Origin of the sequence: Malaciobacter halophilus (assembly GCF_002837275.1) — a bacterium.
Taxonomy (GTDB): Bacteria; Campylobacterota; Campylobacteria; order Campylobacterales; family Arcobacteraceae; genus Malaciobacter; species Malaciobacter halophilus.
The window spans coordinates 1-17,115 of record NZ_NXIF01000019.1 but is presented as its reverse complement, the minus strand read 5'-3'; the positions used below and the strand labels follow the sequence as shown (position 1 = coordinate 17,115).

17 protein-coding genes are annotated in these 17,115 nt (G+C 25.0%); 8 read left to right on the top strand and 9 right to left on the bottom strand.

The genetic code is table 11. The features are described 5' to 3' along the window. Positions 1–878, top strand: an 878-nt coding sequence (locus tag CP960_RS04960; RefSeq protein ID WP_101184309.1) for an adenosine deaminase, incomplete at its 5' end; no start/stop codon positions are given. 10 nt (positions 879–888) lie between these two features. On the opposite strand, the gene dgt is transcribed toward CP960_RS04960, so the two are convergent. Continuing rightward, entirely contained in the window at positions 889–2,358 is a 1,470-nt protein-coding gene (gene dgt / locus CP960_RS04955) for a dGTPase (RefSeq protein ID WP_101184308.1), read from the bottom strand. A gap of 80 nt (positions 2,359–2,438) precedes the next feature. Here dgt and CP960_RS04950 point away from each other — a divergent pair, with 80 nt between their 5' ends. Next, on the top strand, positions 2,439–2,762 hold the full coding sequence (locus CP960_RS04950) for a hypothetical protein (protein WP_101184307.1): 324 nt from the start codon (positions 2,439–2,441) through the stop codon (positions 2,760–2,762). Positions 2,763–2,776: 14 nt separating this feature from the next. On the opposite strand, the gene CP960_RS04945 is transcribed toward CP960_RS04950, so the two are convergent. Both CP960_RS04945 and CP960_RS04940 read right to left on the bottom strand, forming a co-directional pair. After that, positions 2,777–2,989, bottom strand: coding sequence for a tautomerase family protein (locus CP960_RS04945; protein ID WP_101184306.1), 213 nt, complete (start codon positions 2,987–2,989; stop codon positions 2,777–2,779). Then, positions 2,976–4,151: a YbfB/YjiJ family MFS transporter gene (locus CP960_RS04940; protein WP_101184305.1), complete on the bottom strand. Its 1,176-nt coding sequence runs from the start codon at positions 4,149–4,151 to the stop codon at positions 2,976–2,978. Before CP960_RS04940 ends, CP960_RS04945 begins: the two co-directional genes overlap by 14 nt. An 88-nt stretch (positions 4,152–4,239) precedes the next feature. Between CP960_RS04940 and CP960_RS04935 the strand changes: the two genes are divergently transcribed. The 3 genes from CP960_RS04935 to CP960_RS04925 are packed head-to-tail and all read left to right on the top strand — an operon-like array spanning position 4,240 to position 6,855. Beyond that, a complete protein-coding gene (locus CP960_RS04935) occupies positions 4,240–5,064 on the top strand; it encodes a LysR family transcriptional regulator (RefSeq protein ID WP_101184303.1) in 825 nt (274 codons plus the stop codon). A 33-nt stretch (positions 5,065–5,097) separates the two neighbouring features. Beyond that, on the top strand, positions 5,098–6,390 hold the full coding sequence (locus CP960_RS04930) for a DEAD/DEAH box helicase (protein ID WP_228152018.1): 1,293 nt from the start codon (positions 5,098–5,100) through the stop codon (positions 6,388–6,390). After that, the gene (locus tag CP960_RS04925; RefSeq protein ID WP_228152016.1) at positions 6,391–6,855 is read left to right on the top strand and encodes a DUF2721 domain-containing protein; all 465 of its coding nucleotides are present in this window, start codon (positions 6,391–6,393) and stop codon (positions 6,853–6,855) included. Between the two features lie 11 nt (positions 6,856–6,866). Here CP960_RS04925 and CP960_RS04920 read toward each other — a convergent pair whose 3' ends face one another. From CP960_RS04920 to CP960_RS04910, 3 genes are all read right to left on the bottom strand, one after another. Next, complete coding sequence (locus CP960_RS04920) at positions 6,867–7,391, bottom strand: 3'-5' exonuclease (RefSeq protein ID WP_101184301.1); 525 nt, start codon at positions 7,389–7,391, stop codon at positions 6,867–6,869. After that, the gene (locus CP960_RS04915) at positions 7,378–8,157 is read right to left on the bottom strand and encodes an ion transporter (RefSeq protein WP_228152014.1); all 780 of its coding nucleotides are present in this window, start codon (positions 8,155–8,157) and stop codon (positions 7,378–7,380) included. Before CP960_RS04915 ends, CP960_RS04920 begins: the two co-directional genes overlap by 14 nt. A 66-nt stretch (positions 8,158–8,223) precedes the next feature. After that, a complete protein-coding gene (locus CP960_RS04910; protein WP_101184297.1) occupies positions 8,224–9,027 on the bottom strand; it encodes a hypothetical protein in 804 nt (267 codons plus the stop codon). A 241-nt stretch (positions 9,028–9,268) separates the two neighbouring features. On the opposite strand from CP960_RS04910, the gene CP960_RS04905 reads away from it, so the two are divergent. The 3 genes from CP960_RS04905 to CP960_RS04895 all read left to right on the top strand — a co-directional run bounded on the left by CP960_RS04905 (position 9,269) and on the right by CP960_RS04895 (position 12,664). Beyond that, positions 9,269–11,101, top strand: a complete 1,833-nt coding sequence (locus CP960_RS04905) for a 7TM diverse intracellular signaling domain-containing protein (RefSeq protein WP_101184296.1) — start codon at positions 9,269–9,271, stop codon at positions 11,099–11,101. Further along, complete coding sequence (locus tag CP960_RS04900; RefSeq protein WP_101184294.1) at positions 11,094–11,774, top strand: response regulator transcription factor; 681 nt, start codon at positions 11,094–11,096, stop codon at positions 11,772–11,774. The genes CP960_RS04905 and CP960_RS04900 overlap by 8 nt, the downstream gene beginning before the upstream one ends. A gap of 134 nt (positions 11,775–11,908) precedes the next feature. Then, a complete protein-coding gene (locus CP960_RS04895; protein ID WP_101184291.1) occupies positions 11,909–12,664 on the top strand; it encodes an N-acyl amino acid synthase FeeM domain-containing protein in 756 nt (251 codons plus the stop codon). A 19-nt stretch (positions 12,665–12,683) separates the two neighbouring features. Here the strand turns inward: CP960_RS04895 and CP960_RS04890 are convergent, their stop codons facing one another. The 3 genes from CP960_RS04890 to CP960_RS04880 form a co-directional block, all read right to left on the bottom strand. Continuing rightward, positions 12,684–15,053: an AAA family ATPase gene (locus CP960_RS04890; protein ID WP_101184289.1), complete on the bottom strand. Its 2,370-nt coding sequence runs from the start codon at positions 15,051–15,053 to the stop codon at positions 12,684–12,686. Beyond that, on the bottom strand, positions 15,040–16,155 hold the full coding sequence (locus CP960_RS04885; RefSeq protein WP_101184287.1) for a metallophosphoesterase family protein: 1,116 nt from the start codon (positions 16,153–16,155) through the stop codon (positions 15,040–15,042). The genes CP960_RS04890 and CP960_RS04885 overlap by 14 nt, the downstream gene beginning before the upstream one ends. 169 nt (positions 16,156–16,324) lie before the next feature. Beyond that, on the bottom strand, positions 16,325–16,861 hold the full coding sequence (locus CP960_RS04880) for a hypothetical protein (protein ID WP_101184285.1): 537 nt from the start codon (positions 16,859–16,861) through the stop codon (positions 16,325–16,327). Between the last annotated feature and the right edge of the window lie 254 nt (positions 16,862–17,115).

Here is a 17,115-nt window from a genome sequence, read left to right as displayed (position 1 = left end):
TTAAAGATGCTTATAATTTTACCAATTTACAGTCTTTCTTAGATATTTATTACAATGGAGCAAAAGTTTTAATTGAAGAAGAAGATTTTTATGATTTAACATATGAATACCTAAAAAAATGTAAAGAAAATAGTATCATCCATACAGAAATCTTTTTTGATCCACAAACACATACAAGTAGAAATATAGATTTTTCAACAGTTTTAAAAGGAATTACAAGAGCTTTAGAGGATGGAAAAAATAAATTAAAAATAAGTTCAAATTTAATAATGTGCTTCTTAAGACACTTAAGTCAAGAAGATGCTTTTAAAACATTAGAACAAGCATGTAAATTTAAATCAAAAATAATTGGAATTGGGCTTGATTCTTCTGAATTAGGCAATCCACCAAAAAAATTTAAAGAGGTATATAATAAAGCAAAAAAAGAAGGTTTCAAACTTGTTGCTCATGCAGGAGAAGAAGCATCATATAAATATATAAATGATGCTTTAGATATTTTAAATGTTAATAGAGTTGATCATGGTGTGCAAGCAATTCAAAATGAAGACTTAATGAAAAGATTGAAAAAAGATCAAACTGCACTTACAGTTTGTCCTTTATCAAATACAAAATTAAAAGTTTTTAAAAATATGAGTGAGCATACTATAAAAAAGATGTTAGATTATGGTTTAAATGTTACAGTAAACTCTGATGACCCCGCATATTTTGGTGGATATATCAATGATAATTTCCATGCAATTACACAAAGTCTTGATTTAACTAAAGAGGATATTATAAGACTTGTAAAAAACTCTTTTAACTCTTCTTTTATTTCAAAAGAACAAAAACAACAATATTTAAATCAAGTCGATGAGTTTATATCAAACTACAAAAGTTAAGAGTAATCTCTTAACTTCCAGTTAATTTTCTATACTCATCTAAAGCAAAATCATCTGTCATTCCAGAAATATAATCAATAATTAATCTTGCTCTATAATACCACTCCAAAAGATTAAATTTCTCCATATCATCTTTATTAAGCTCACCAATAGCTTTTGAATAAGCAACTATATGCTTTGAAGATAATCTACCAATTAGTCTTGCAGATACAAAACAATCAATTCTTTGTTTTGAAATTAATTTTGTAAAATCCTCTTGACTTAGCTCTAGCAATGGTTTATAACAATTAAGTAAGCCATGTAGTATTGCATGACCTTTTAACTCTAATGCTTGTTTCTCTTTATTATTATAAATATATTTTACAGAGATATTTTGTAAAACTTCAATTGCTAATGAGTATTTATTTGTTTTATCAAAATCTAATAAAGCTTTATTAAAAGTACCATCAAAAATCTGTTGATGATTTTGTAAATATACATCTGCAACATACTTAACTAAATGATTAATTAAATTCGCTCTTGTAAGAGTTAAAAATAGGTTAAATTGATAAGGTTCATCTTCTTGTTCTTTTGCCTTCTTATAATATTTATTTATTAACTCTAATAAAAAGTTTTCTTCATTTTTATATTTTTTATTTACTAAATTGCACTCTTCTTTTATATATCTATATAAGTCATCTAAAGTAAAAACTCCTTTATCAACAGCATCTTCGATATCTGCTGTTAAATAAGATATATCATCAGCTGCTTCCATAATATATGTTAAAGGGAACCTACACCCTTTTTTTATATTCAATGCTTTACAAACTTTTTTAACGAACTCTTTTTCTGAGTAGTAAAATCCAGGTTTTTTCTTTAAGTAGTTTAATTTATCTTCACTACTTGGTTTTGGTTCAAAAGCACCTCGTGTATATTTTAATACAGATGCTGTTTGAGAATATGAAAGATTTAATCTTTGCAAATATTTTATTATTCTAATTGCTTGTGCATTACCATCAAAATTTATAATATCTTCAACTAACATCTGTTTTAATTCTCTATTTTTAGAAGAGATATTAGGGTATAAACTATTTAAACACTTTATTGCATGATTTTTCATCCAATCATTTATTGATAACTCTGCAAAATGTCCAAAAGGAGGATTGCCTATATCATGGACTAAACTAGACATTTCAGATATAGAAATAAAAGCATTTTTTAATCCTTCTAATTTATACTCTTTTATTTTTCCCTCTTTTTTTATCTTTTGTAAAATTGTTCTTGCTATATATCTAGAGTTTTGTTGTACCTCTATTGAGTGAGTCAATCTACTTCTAACAGCTGCATTTAACTCTAAAGGAAAAACTTGTGTTCTTTTTTGAAGTCTTCTAAAAGCAGGAGTTGAAATAATTCTTCCTCTATCACTTTCAACAGAGATTTCAATATCATCTATTGGATAAATTTCTCTACTTGTATTTAACTTCTTTGTATAATCAATCATTTTAAAACTCTTTTTCTTTTTTAAAACAGATTATAACTTATTTGCAGTTATAATTGCATTTTGGTAAAAGGAAATAGAAAATGGAAATGCTTTTAAATGAATATGATATGGTTGTTGGTGCACGATTTGAAAAAGGTACTATTCAAGACTATATCGATGATAAAAACAGCTTTGGGCTTATTAGAATTGAAAATAGCACAGCAAACTGGTTTTTATATAATGACTTAGATTGTGATGAACAAAGCAAAGAACTATATGAAAGTGTAATAAAAAAAAATCATTTTATTCATGATGAATATGGAGAAAAGATTGTATTATTTAATAAAACAGGAAAAATTCCATATGAAGAGTTTATAAAAATAATCAATCAGTACATCGATGATGGTTTAGGTCAAATAATATAAAAGCTTAGAAAACTCTAAGCTTTTTGTTTTTTTCTTATATTAGTAATAGTTTCTCCTGCAATTGCATAATTATCAGTATTTAATTCTTCAATTATAACAACAGCACTATTAGCTCCCCTTTTAAAAACATCTTGAAAACTTTGAGTTAATTTTTTTACTAATAGTTCCTTTTGTTCTTTTGTAGCTCCTTCATCTTCATGTGTCATTTTTACACTAATTATTGGCATATTTTTTCTCCTTATTTTTATTTAAATATAATACTACAACTCCTAATAGCATAATAAAAGCCGTAAGATATAAAGTTGTTTCATAACTATTATATTTATTTATCAATGCAATTGAGTATAAAGGTGCAGTAATTTGACCTATTCCATATGAACTTGTTAAAGCTCCCATTAAAAAAGCTGGATTAGAACTAGCAATTTTTCCACCTAAATTTAAAAAGAGTCCTACAAGTGCAATAAATGTAGCACCATATAAAAATGCACTTAATAGATTTAAAAATAGATTTGAAGTAAGTGTAGGAATTAATATACTAATAATTAAAAAACACATACATATAAGTATTATGTTTACACTTCCATAATTAGAAGCAAGTCTCATCCAAATTATACAAGAAGGAATTCCAGCAAATCCTGCAAGTAACCATGAGTTTGAACCAAAACCAGCTAATCCCTCAATACTATTTATAATATCAGGTAAAAAAGTTCCTTGAACAACAAAACCAACTCCAACTGTAAAATAACTAAATATTAATACTATTACAAAAGAGTCCATTTTAAAAGGTTTACCTTTTACTTTTAAAAAACTTTGATTCTCTTGTTCATCTAAAATATAAAATGAGTATGCACCTAAAACAATAGTTAAAATACTTAATGCTATCCAAGAGTCATCCCAAGATGAATAAGATAAAACTGTCCTACTTAAAATATCAGTTACAACCATAGAAAAACCAATTCCTGAAAAATGTATTCCCATAGCTTTTGTTTTATCTTCAATATCTAAGCGACTCATTACTAAAGATGAACCAACTACCATAAGCATTGCAGAACCAAACCCTGCAATAAATCTTGAAACTATCCAAACAAAATCATTTGTTTGTAAACCTAATACAAGTGTTGTGAAAAAAGATATAAAAAGACCTACTCTAAAAAATTTAACTTTTAAAGAGTTGCTTTTTATAAATATTGCAAAGATTGCTCCTAATAAGTAACCAAAATAGTTAATAGAAGCTAATAATCCAGCAAAACTAATATCAAGTCTATTATTTAACATTGATGGCAAAAGGGAAGTAAAAGCAAATCTTGCTACTCCCATACCAATAATAAGTGCAAATATTCCCGCAATAATAATATTTGCATTTTTTCTTTTATTTAATAAAACACTCATTGCCTAGCCTATTTTTTTATGTTATAATATCACTTAAAGTGATATATTGTCAAATAATCAATAACTATATATGATATAAGGATTAGTGATGGACTCAAATTTATTAAAAGTTTTTTTAAGTGTAGCTAACAATCGTAGCTTTTCCAAAGCATCAATTGAATTAAACTGTGCACAATCTAATGTAACTGCAAGAATAAAACAACTTGAAAAGAGTATTGAACATACACTTTTTCATAGAGTATCAAAAGGTGTAATACTTACAGAAGTAGGAGAAAAACTCTATCCTTATGCAGAACAAATAGTTCAAAAAGTTTATGAAGCCCAACAGTTTTTAAAGCATTTAAGTCATAGTGAAACCATAAAAATTGCTTCAACAGAATCAAGTGCAGCCACAAGAATAGTAACTCTTCTTTCTAAAATAAATAAAAAATATCCACAAATGAATTTAGAATTACATACAGGACCAACTCAAGAGCTAATACAAATGCTAATAGATTATAAAGTAGATATAGCATTTGTTAGTGGAAAACCAACAAATAAAGAGTTTATTATTTTAAAAGAGTTTGAAGAAGAGTTAGTAATATTAGAGCCACTAAATAAAACTGCAGCAAATAATATATTAACTTTTAAAAAAGGTTGTACATATAAAAAATATTTAGATGAATATATAAAAAATAAAAAATTAAACTATAAAAATATTGAGTTTGGAAGTTTAGAGACTATAATTGGATGTGTAAAAATGGGTATGGGAATTACTATGCTTCCTCTTACAGTAGTAAAGCATTTTAATTTAGAAAATAGTTTAAAAATAAAAAAACTTCCTGAAGAAATAAAAACAATTCATACTTACATGATTTGTAGAAAAGATAATCAACCTTTAATAGCTTCATACTTAAAAAAGTTAAAATTATAAAAAAATTATGTTATAATTGCGTCAAAAAAATGAGTGTTAAAAGGAATTATTATCGAAAAATTTGGCTCAATTCAACTATCAAAAGAGTTAATAAAAGCATTAAAAGAAGAAGGTTATGAAAACCCCACTTCTATTCAAAAAAAAGCAATCCCTGTTTTATTAAATAAAAAAGATTTAATAGCCGCTGCTAAAAGTGGTACAGGGAAAACTGCTGCTTTTTTACTACCTATGTTAGAGCAGTTAAAACAAGAGATTGATTATAATAAAAAAAGAGTTCCAAGAGTTCTTATTATTGTACCAACAAGAGAGTTAGTAAAGCAAATACATAGAAATATCTCAAATTATTCAAGACATTTGGATATAAAACATGCTACGGCATTTGGTGGAGTTAGTAATAAACTTCAAGCAGATAAAATAAAAAAAGGTGTAGATATTATTGTAGCAACACCTGGAAGGCTACTTGATCATATTGAAAATAATGTATTTAGTATTTCTAGTGTAAATAGAGTTGTTTTAGATGAAGCTGATACTATTTTAGAGATGGGTTTTATTGAAGAAGTAGAAAAAATACTAACTCAAATAAGTACATATAGACAAATTTCAATGTTTTCTGCAACTATTTCACAAAATGTAAAAAAACTTGCAAAAGAGTTTTTAGACAATCCAACAGTAATAGAGTTAACAGATGTAAGACAAAGAGTTGATTTAATTGAACATTCTGCTTATAAAGTAGATAGCTTTAGAAAAATTGAAATGCTCTCTTTTTTAATTGGTTCACAAAACTATCATAAAGTTTTAGTCTTTGTAAACACTAAAAAAACAGCTGATGAAATAACACAACATTTTAATCTTGATGGATTGCCAACACTTTGTATTCATGGAGATATAAAACAAAGTGCAAGAGGTAAAGCTCTTAGAGATTTTAAAAGTGGGAAAATAAGAGTACTTGTAGCAACAGATATTGCAGCAAGAGGAATAGATATTGAAGAGTTACCTTATGTTGTAAATTTTGAATTACCACAATCAACAGATGATTTTACTCATAGAGTAGGAAGAACAGGAAGAGCAGGTAATAAAGGAAATGCCATAACATTGGTTTGTGCAAAAGAGTACAAGCAGTTAGAAACAATCGAAAAAGATCTTATGATAACTATTAAAAGATTAGTTTTAGATGGTTTTGAATTAACAGAAAAACAACCAAAAATATTTAAAAAGAAAAAGAAAAAGCTAACACAAAAGAAAAAAGAGACAACAAAGCCAATAAAAAAAGTAGCTTCTAAAAAAACAACAAAAAGAGATGCAAATAGAAATTTTAGGAGAAAATAGATGAATACAATAAATATAGCGATTACTACTCCTGCATTACTATTTCCAGCAATCTCCTTACTTCTATTAGCTTATACTAATAGATTTTTAACAACGGGACAATTAATTAGAGGCTTAAGTGCAAATGCAAGAGATGGAATGGTACCAAAAGCTTCTAAACAAATAAAAAGTTTAAAAAAAAGAGTTTCACTAATTAGGCAAATGCAAATTTATGGAGTATTATCTTTAATACTTTGTACACTATCTATGTTTTTACTCTTTTTAGAATTAAACTTTTTAGGAGAAATACTTTTTGGACTTAGTTTAATTGCTATGACTATATCACTATTTATTGCACTTTTTGAAATCTCTATTTCGGTAAATGCGATTAATTATGAACTTGAAGGTATTAAAAGATTTTCAAAGTCACATAAAAAAGAGAAAAGAAAAGAAGAACATGAACAAGAAGAAGAGCTAGAACTATAGAATAAATAGTTCTATACTCTTTTACCAAAGTAATTCATACATTTTAAAATCTCGTAAGTTTTTGTTACATCATATGTAGCAGTATGATGTTTTTTTTCATCAAACTCTATTCCATAAAAATAACAAGTTTCATCTAGTTTTGGATTTTTTATATTTCCATTTTTATTTCTAGCATTTACTATATATCTATTCTCTTTCATTGTACAAATCTGATTTGAAAAATAGATTTTTTTATTTAAATGCCTTAATTCAAAAGAGATATTATGAGCAATTAAAGTATCACTATTTTTACAAAACTCGTAAAAATCTTCATCTTCTGTAAAATATGAAGCATAATTTTTATCTTTTCTATAACTTTTTATCATCTCAGGAGTTAACCTATGTATTGCAAAAGAGTAAGGATTAAGAGGGTATCTTGATAAATAGTATCTATGAAACTTATCAAGAATATTAAAATCAGTGTCGATTTTAACTGCTGCAACTTCTATAACATCTCCAATACTTTTACTATTTGTTTCAAAATCAAGTATTATCATAATCTCTCTTTTTAAGTAATAGTTGCTTTAACTCTTCAACTTGTTTTTTTAACTCTTCAATCTCTTTTAACTCTTTTGATTTTTCTTCTTGTTGTTCACCTTTTATTGTAAAAATAGCATCTACAATAAGTCCAATAAATAGATTTACCATTATAAAAGTAACTATTAAAATATAAATAACAAAAAATATCCAAGCATATGGATGAATTTCCATAATTGGTCGCGCTATTCCCATTGACCAACTCTCTAAAGTCATTACTTGAAAAAGAGTATACATACTTTGACCTAATGTTCCAAACCATTGAGGAAAAGTTTGTGCATAAAGATTAGTAGCCATAATTGCAAAAACATAGAAAAATAGCATTAAAACCATAGAAACAGAAGCAATACCAGGGATAACACCAAGCAATGCTCCTATAATTGTTCTCATTTGAGGAATTACAGTTAGAAGTCTAAATAATCTTAATACTCTAAGAACTCTAAGTATTGATAATCCTTCATTTGCAGGAACTAAAGATATAGCAACAACAAAAAAATCAAATAAGCTCCAAGGGTCTTTAAAAAAACTTAACCTATGCACATAAATACGAAGAATAATCTCTATTGTAAAAATTGCTATGATTATATTATCAATTAGTGTTAATACAAAAGAGTACTCTTGTACAACTGTCTTTGAAGTAGCTAATCCTAAAATAATACCATTAAATACAATTAATGTAGCAATAAAGTTTTGAAACTTTTTTGATGTAATAAATGATTTAATCAAAATTTCCTCTTAATATAAATTTTTAGGAATTTTATATTATTTATATTAATAGTTTGCTAACACATATTAAAAACTTAAAATTTTTTCACAATCTTTTGTAAAAATATAATTCTCTATATACTTTGAAGCTAAAGCTTTAAGTTTAAAATTTATTTCACTTTTTAACTCATAATCATCAGATAACTCTAAGATACAGTAGTTTTTAGTAGAATTATAAAAAATCATCTCTACATATTTTGCTAATTTCTTTTTCTCAACCTCCACTATAAAATTTTGCATTTGATTAATCTCTTTTCTAGATTTATCTTTACTTTCATATAAAATAGTACTATTTTCTAAATATACTTTATCATTAATACTATTTAAATTTTCATAAGAATAAGAAATTTTCTCTTCATCTAAAAGCTTTTTAGTTATAAAAAAAGTTCCTTTTAAGTCGTGAGTTTTTGCATACTTTAGTAAATCACATGTATCAATAATTAAAATATCATTTAAAAAAGTCAATCCACATGAAGATTCATAAACTCTAGCAAGACAAAGTTTTCTAGGTAATACACAAGGTATTGCTTGTAAAATCAACTCATATGAACTTAGAAGTTTAGATAAATTATTGCTATCAACTGCAAAAACAATTAATTCATCATTTATTTCATCACTATTTACTTGCAATACTTTACAGTATGCAATAAAACTATTATCCCTTTCATCTTTATATGAAATACTTAAACTATCTTCTCCTAAAACAGCACATTGATAGTTTTGTTCCTTTTGTACATTTGTTATAACAGCACCTAAAGCATTTTCTAATCTATTTTTAATAGTGAAATTAAAAAAAGATAGACTATTTTCTAAAGCTTCATTAATACTCATACTCTCTCCTACACACATATATAATTCAATTGTGTATATTTATGGATAGTTAATCTTACTACCCTAGTACTTCCAGTACTAATTATTTATCTCAAATAATAAAAAGATGTAAATCATCCTACACAAACAATACAATTATAACTGTTTTGTGTCACAGTTTACGTCACAATTTTAAATTTCAGTTCAAAATTGAATAATTTACTTTAGAGTATAATATAACTAAAATATTATAGGTTATTATGTGCGACTATTTTTACTAACATTTTTTTTACTGTTAAACACAATCTTATCAGCTAATACTATTGAATTAGATGGGGAAAAACAGTTATATGAAGTACTTTCTAAATCAAAAGTTTTTATTGATAAAACTCAAAAACTTACAATAAATGATATAAAGAATAAAAGGTTCGAAAAAAATAGTAAAAAACTTTTGGGATTTGGATACTCACCTAATTTTTCAGTATGGATAAAATTTACCCTAAAAAATAATACAAATAGAACTCTTCACAAAATATTAGAGTATGATAATGCCTTAGCAACAGATATTTTGCTTTTTGAAAATTCTAAACTTTTGAAAATAGAAGGACTTTCTCATTTAAGCAATAATAGAAAAAGTATAAACCCAATTTTTCATATACAAATAAAACCACATGAAACAAAAACATACTATTTAAAAAGCTCTTCGTATATTACGACTTTAATTATAAAGCTTAATTTATGGAATAATTCTAAATTTTATGAAGAAGAGATAAAACATCAGGTTATTTTAGCCCTATTTTTTGGAGCAATGTCTATACTTGCTTTTTATAATCTTTTTATCTTCTTTTTTACAAAAGATAGAAGTTATTTATATTATGTACTTTATATTTTTGGAATTATGATTCATCACTTGATGTATGCAGGAGTAACTAATGTATATATTTTACCTCATACTTGGGTAATGCCTTTTATTCAATATGCAACATTTATTGTAGGTGTACCAGCTTTAGCACTTGCACTTTTTACTAAAAGTTTTTTAAGAACAAAACAATATCCTATTATTAATAATATATTAAACATCTATTTAGTTCTATTTCCTTTTTTATTAACTATTTTTATTTTAACAGATGAATTTAATAAATATAGAAATATCTTTTCTGTTATTTTACTAATTTATTTAGTATTTATTACTATATATGCAGCTATAAAAAAGAATAGGCAAGCATATTTTGTACTATTTGGATGGTTTATATTTCTTACAGCTGGAATGTTTATGTATCTATCTAGTGTAGGAATATTCAATATATTTATAAACTTTCCTTATTACATTGAAATATCATTAGTAGTAGAAGCTATAATCTTTTCTATTGCACTAGCAGATAGAATAAGAAAACTTCAAAAAGAGAAACAAGAAGCAAATAAAAAACTAATCTTACAACAAAAAAATGAACAAAAAAGATTAAAAGAGAAAGTTAATGAGAAAACTTATGATTTAAAAAAAGCTCTTGATGAAAAAGGTTTATTATTAAAAGAGTTAAACCATAGAGTAAAAAACAATATGCAAACAATAGTATCTTTAATTAGACTACAAAGTGATGAAATAGAAGATAAAAGGCTCAAAGATGTACTAACAACTATTCAAAATCGTATTAATGCAATGGGACATTTGCATGAATTACTATATAAACAAGACAATATATCAAATATAGATACAAAAAAATATTTTACTTTACTTATTGATGAGGTTAAACAAAGTTATAGTAATCAAATTATTATTAACTTAGTTGTAAAAGCGAATTTAAATACCAATCAAGCAATTTATTGTGGGTTGATTTTAAATGAACTTATTACAAACTCATTTAAGCATGCTTTTGAAAAAAATTTTGGGAAGATAAATATTGTATTAACAAAGAAAAAAGATATTTTTAATCTATTAGTTGAAGATAATGGAAAAGGGTATGATACAAAAAAAACCCATAATTCACTTGGGTTAATGTTAGTTGATACATTAGTACATAATCAATTAAAGGGTCAATTAAAAATAGATTCAACAAATAAAGTTTTAGTAGATATAAAATGGAGAGATGATGCATAATATAAAAGTTCTTGTATTAGAAGATAATGCCATAGTTGGATTTGAGATAAAAAAAAGAGTTGAAGAGTTAGGATATGAAGTAACTTCAAGTGTCACAAATTATGAAGAAGCTATTAAAAGTCTAAAAAATAATCCAGCTGATATTGCAATAATGGATATAGATTTAGGTAAAAATAGTAAAGATGGCATACAAACTGCGCAAGATGCCCAGAAAATAAAATTTTTACCTATTATATTTCTAACTGCATTTTCAGATGAAAAAACAATGGAAAAAGCAATAATGGGCAATTTTATTGCAAGCTATATTACAAAACCTTTTACAAAAGAGTCCCTTGCCCCTGCATTAATCTTAGCAAAAACAAAACTAAAAAATAATATTGAAAATAAATTTATTCCTATTGCAGATGGATACTTCTTTGATTATGAAAATTGTCATTTATACTATAAAAATAATCCAATAAAATTAAGTAAACAGGAAAAAAGACTTTTTACACTCTTAATTGAAGCAAAAGGTAATATTGTATCTTTTGAAACAATTGAATATGAAATTTGGCCAGATGCACCTGTATCAAATAGTTCAATAAGAACTTTACTTTATAGATTAAGAAACAAACTAAACTCAGAACTTATAGAAACAATACAATCTTTTGGTTGTAAACTAAAAATCTCTTAGTTTACAACTTTCAAATTATTTATCCCCTTAAAAAATTATATTTAAAACTTAATTAATAAAGTTACTCATATGTGACAGATTCTTTGACACATATTATTTATGATATTTCTATCTCAATTTTATAAGGATAGAAAATGTTTAACATAAATAAAAATAGCTCATTAGAGCAACTACAAGTACTTCTAACACAAAATGTATCAAGAGGTTTAGAATATTTACCACAAGAGTTTAAAAAAGAGCAATTAAAAGCTTTTGAAACATTTAAAAAAAGAGTATTCTTAGAAACAATAATAGATAAAACTATTAGTTTTAATAAGTCACTAAATTTTGAAACAGAACAAAACAGCTTACACTTAGCATTAAGTGCAGAAGAGTTATTAAATATATTTAAATTAAGAAGTGATATTTATACTAAGTTAAATTATAATAGTGAATTTCCAGAGATAATAGAAGGTCTTAATTTTGATAAATATGACCAAAACTCAGCTATTATATATACAAAAACAGATAATTTTATCTCTGGTACTTGCAGACTTATTTTTGATTCAAAAAAAAAGCTTCCAATTGAAGAAAAACTAAACCTTAATTACTTAAAACACAAACATAAAAATATTGCAGAAGTTTCAAGATTGATTATAAATAATAATAGTGGATTAAATTTAGATTTTAAAAAATTGACTCTTGGAATATATTTAGTACTAATACAAAATGATTTAAAAGCAACAATATCTGTTATTAGTAAAGATCATTTTAAATTATACTCTAAATTTGGAGGATTTAAAATAGAAAAAGATTTAAGCTCATATGGAAAATTAAACTCAAACTTTGTAATAACATCTTGGGATATATCAAATGTCTCAAAATTTTTTAAAAAAGCATTCTTAAAATAGAAGTAGTTTTAAACTACTTCTATAATTCAATTAAGCGTTCAAACATCTCTTTTATTTCGGTTTCATGACTAATTAAAAATATCTGCCTATATTGCTCTTTAATTGTATGGAAAGCTTCTAAAATCTCAAGCCTTCTACTCTCATCTTGACTTCCAAAAACTTCATCAAATGCTAAAAAACCAACTTGAGAACTTCCATTTAATTCAGTTAAAGTTTTAGAAATAGCAATTCTTAATACTAAGTTTGCTAAATCTACTTCTCCTCCACTAAATCTTTGAATAGGATACTTCTTTCCATCATCATAAATATAAAAATCAAAATCATTAGATACTTCAATAAATTGATATTTCCCTTTAGTTATTTTTGAATACATATCAGATGCAATTGAAGAGATTTTTGGAGCAATCTTAGAGTTTATATTTGTTTTAAACTCTGCCATTGAGAGCTTTAATTTAGTATAATCATTTAAATCTTCTATTTTTGTTTGAAGTTTTATTTTCTGTTGTTCATTCTCTTTTAACCTATTTTTAATACTATTTATTTCTCCATTTATCTTAGACTCTTGAAGCTTCTTATTATGAAGTAATTCTGTTAAATCATCTTTTTTTCTAACTATCTCTTCTAACTCTTTTTTTAATAGCATATGTGTATTTTCATCATAAACTATTTTAAGCTCTTCGTTTTTTAATTGTTCTAATTGCAAAGACAACACACTTTTATTATCTTTTGCTTCTTGTAAAGAGTCAATTACTTTATTAAATGATTTAAGCTGTGTTTCTAAAGCAATTAAATATTCATACTCAGTTTTTAGATTTTGAAATTTTATAATCAACTCTTGATGAAGTTTTTCATCATAAATATAATTTTGTAGTTTTTCAATTGCATCATTATTACTTTTGCCTCTTGTTTCAATATCACTTAAATAATTTTTACATTTTAATAAATCTTTTTTTCGTTCATTTAAAATATTGAGTTTTGAGTGTATTTTTTTCTCTTCTATTATAACTTTATCATACTCTTCTTGCTTTTTATCAACTCTTTTCATTAAATCTTCTAACTTACTTTCATAAGTTAAAATATTTTTTTCATAATTATTATGTATTAATTTATATAAAGATTCTAAAACTTTATCATAGTCATCCAAAAGTTCTCTTGTACAAGTAGGGCATTTTGAATTTTTACCCAGACTTTGTATCATTTCAATTTTAGATTTTGTATCATTAATAAGATTTTTCTCTCCTGCTATTTTATCTCTTAACTCTCTTTCTTCAATCTTTTTATCTTGTAATTGCTTTTGATATAACTCTAAAGTAGATTTAAGCTCTTTTTGTTTTTTCTCAATAAAATCAATATCTTTTATCTCTTCTTCTAAAGCTTTAATATCATTTTTTTGTTTCTTATAAGCAAGTCGCAACTCATCTCTTTCTTTTATCAAACCTACCTTTTTTAAATACTTCTCTTTTAAATTATCTTGTTGCTTTATACTATTTTGTAATTTTTCATATTCAATTTTTAAATGTTTTTTTGATTCATACTCTACTTTTTTTGTTTCTAAATGTTTTTTTTCATAACTTAGCTCATTGATATTTTTTAAAACTGTTTCTAATTTTGATTCTTGAAGTTTAATTCTATTTTTAAAATCAAATTTTTGCTCTCTAATTTTCTCAAAACTGCTTAATTTTTCTTTACTAATACCCTCTTGTACAACTAACTGTTCTTTTTGTTTTTGTCTTAATTCTATTTTCTCTTTTAAAATTTCTAAAGATTCAAGATGTTTATTAATGTTTGTTTCAAACTCATCAACCTGTTCAATACTTAATAAAAAAGATGAGAAACTTTTTATATCTCTATTTAAGTCTGTAATACTTTGCTTTAAATACTTTTCAATTTGATCAATTTTTTCTAAACCTAAAAGTCTTCTAATCATCATCTTTCTGTGTTCATTATCCAAACTACTTAAGCTTGTTAACTCTTTTTGAGAAGCAAATAGTGTATTTAAAAAAGCATCTTTTGTCATTTTTGTTAAATTAATAATATGCCTTGTAACATCTTTAACACCTGTTACTAATAACTTCTCATTTTTATAAAGTTTTGCAGTTGCTGTTAAATTTTTTCCTCTAAACTCTCTAAGTATTTTATAATTTAAATCCTCAAATTCAAACTCTAATAATACACTTAATTCATCCTTACTATTTGCAGTAACATTTTTTATTATATCTTTAGAACCTTTTTCTTTTAACTCACCATATAAAGCAAATAATATAGCTTCAAAAATTGTAGATTTTCCACTACCATTTTTACCTATTATTCCAGTAAGTCCATCATAAAACTCAATATCAAACTCTTTATACTTTTTAAAATTTTTCAAGCTAAGCTTAGATAATATCATTATAATTCTCCTCATACTTAGCAAAAAGTTCATCGGATTTAGATTTTAACCTCTCATACTCATCTTTTTGACAATACTCTTCTAAAAACTCTGTAAAATACTCTTTTAAAGATATTGCCTGAATATCATCGACTTTAAAGCTCTCCTCTTTAATAAACTCTCTTTTTACTACTACTTGTAAAGATTCATTAAAATACTCTTTTATTTGAAGATTAGAAATATCTATAGATTTTAATGCAGTTAACTCTTTTATTATAATTTCTACAATAGCTTTATAAAGATTTGATTTATCAATTTTATGTAAATCCTCTTCAAAGTTATTTGCATTAATCTCAAAACTATAAAAAGCTCTTATATCAATTTTAAAAAACTCTACTTTTAGCTCTTCATCTAAAGTTGCTAAAATAAATCCTTTGTTATTTCTTTTATCATTTAAAGATGTTCTTTCACTACTTCCACTATAAAAAACATTATTATGATTTGATACATTAGAAAACCCATGCCAATGACCAAGAGCAACATAGTCCATTTTATTAAATATATACTCTTTTTCTTTAGGATAAACAAATTCACCAAATTCGCTCATTAAATATGTAGCTCCTACACTACAATGCATCATCAATACATTTTTCTTGCTACTATTTATTGATTTTTCAATTCTTTCAATCTCTTCATAAATTAAATTTTCATCATTTAAGTGAGGTAATGCATGAAAAATAATATCTTCAAATTCAAAAGCTTCATATTTACAAGAATATGCACAATAGATATTTTTAAAATTATCAAATATCGATAAAATTGGTTTAGAAGTAATTGTTCTTGGAGTCGAGTGATTACCAGCAATCATAATAATAGGAATACCTAAATTATCTAAATAAGAAAACTTATTTAGTGCATATGATATTGCCCTATTACTAGGACTACTTCTATGAAATAAATCTCCTGTATGAACAATATAATCAGGCTTTATTTCAGTAATCATTTGAACTATATCATCAAAAGCTTTATAAAAATCAGCTTCTCTTTGATTTATACCACTTTCATTGACAATATCTAAATCATTAAATCCTAAGTGAGTATCACTAAAATGTACTATTTTCAAAATTTATCCATTCTTTATAATTTTTTAATAAAAAGTCACAATTATTTTATATCTAAAAAGTATAATACACCTTTAATTAAAAGGTGTATTATGTTAAGTTTTCCAACAATGTTAATAGTAGTAATTGGATTGTATCTAGCTTTAATAGCAACACTTCTTGCCTAAATATCTATTTTAATAAGTAAGGTAAATCTCTTTTTAAACTATTTAATAAATCTTCATTTAAAAAGAATTTTGCATACTCTCTATTTGGATGTCTATATACATGTGCGCATACATATCTATTTTTTTGAATAATAGAAACAGCATGTTCTAAATTTACTTTGTTTTCTTCATTCAAATTATAATATTTATACATCTGCTCTAAAGGTTTTTCAAAATTAGTATCTTTTAAAAAAACTACACTTTCATCTAAAAACTCAATAACATTCTCTTTTCCTGAATTAATATTACAAAAAGCCTCTTTTACATCATCCATTCTCATATCAAATTTATATCCAGCTAATAATAGTTTTTTAACATTTTTTAAATCATTTTGTTGAAAATAGTATTGTAATAAAAGTTTACAATAATGGTCTAATAAGTCTTCTTGTTCATTAGCTAACTCATCTAAAATTATATCTACATCTTCGATTTTTCCATTTTTTAAAAACTCATTATGAAGTACACCTATTTGTGCAATAATTTCATGTAGTCTATCACTCATTATATTTTTCCTTTTAAGATATAATATATTATATCTATTATTGTTTAATCTGATGTTAACAATAAAGCTAAGAAGAATAAAGGATAAAAGGTATTATAAAAAGAAAATAAAAGGTGAAAAAGTTGAGAAAAAAAAAGAGCCCATAACTAAGATAACTGTAAAAAGTTAAAATAGATAAGGGCTTAAAAAGACTCAAGAGCTGGCAGAGGCCTACGTTTCCACAAGTGAAACCTGCAGTATTATCAGCGCAGAAG

Bases quoted from the DNA above. Each gene is read 5' to 3' on its own strand.
- CP960_RS04920 (WP_101184301.1), bottom strand. From the start codon at position 7,391: ATGATAATACTTGATTTTGAAACAAATAGTAAAAGTATTGGAGATGTT.
- dgt (WP_101184308.1), bottom strand. From the start codon at position 2,358: ATGATTGATTATACAAAGAAGTTAAATACAAGTAGAGAAATTTATCCA.
- CP960_RS04940 (WP_101184305.1), bottom strand. From the start codon at position 4,151: ATGAGTGTTTTATTAAATAAAAGAAAAAATGCAAATATTATTATTGCG.
- CP960_RS04945 (WP_101184306.1), bottom strand. From the start codon at position 2,989: ATGCCAATAATTAGTGTAAAAATGACACATGAAGATGAAGGAGCTACA.
- CP960_RS04895 (WP_101184291.1), top strand. From the start codon at position 11,909: ATGTTTAACATAAATAAAAATAGCTCATTAGAGCAACTACAAGTACTT.
- CP960_RS04890 (WP_101184289.1), bottom strand. From the start codon at position 15,053: ATGATATTATCTAAGCTTAGCTTGAAAAATTTTAAAAAGTATAAAGAG.
- CP960_RS04935 (WP_101184303.1), top strand. From the start codon at position 4,240: ATGGACTCAAATTTATTAAAAGTTTTTTTAAGTGTAGCTAACAATCGT.
- CP960_RS04910 (WP_101184297.1), bottom strand. From the start codon at position 9,027: ATGAGTATTAATGAAGCTTTAGAAAATAGTCTATCTTTTTTTAATTTC.
- CP960_RS04925 (WP_228152016.1), top strand. From the start codon at position 6,391: ATGAATACAATAAATATAGCGATTACTACTCCTGCATTACTATTTCCA.
- CP960_RS04880 (WP_101184285.1), bottom strand. From the start codon at position 16,861: ATGAGTGATAGACTACATGAAATTATTGCACAAATAGGTGTACTTCAT.
- CP960_RS04900 (WP_101184294.1), top strand. From the start codon at position 11,094: ATGCATAATATAAAAGTTCTTGTATTAGAAGATAATGCCATAGTTGGA.
- CP960_RS04950 (WP_101184307.1), top strand. From the start codon at position 2,439: ATGGAAATGCTTTTAAATGAATATGATATGGTTGTTGGTGCACGATTT.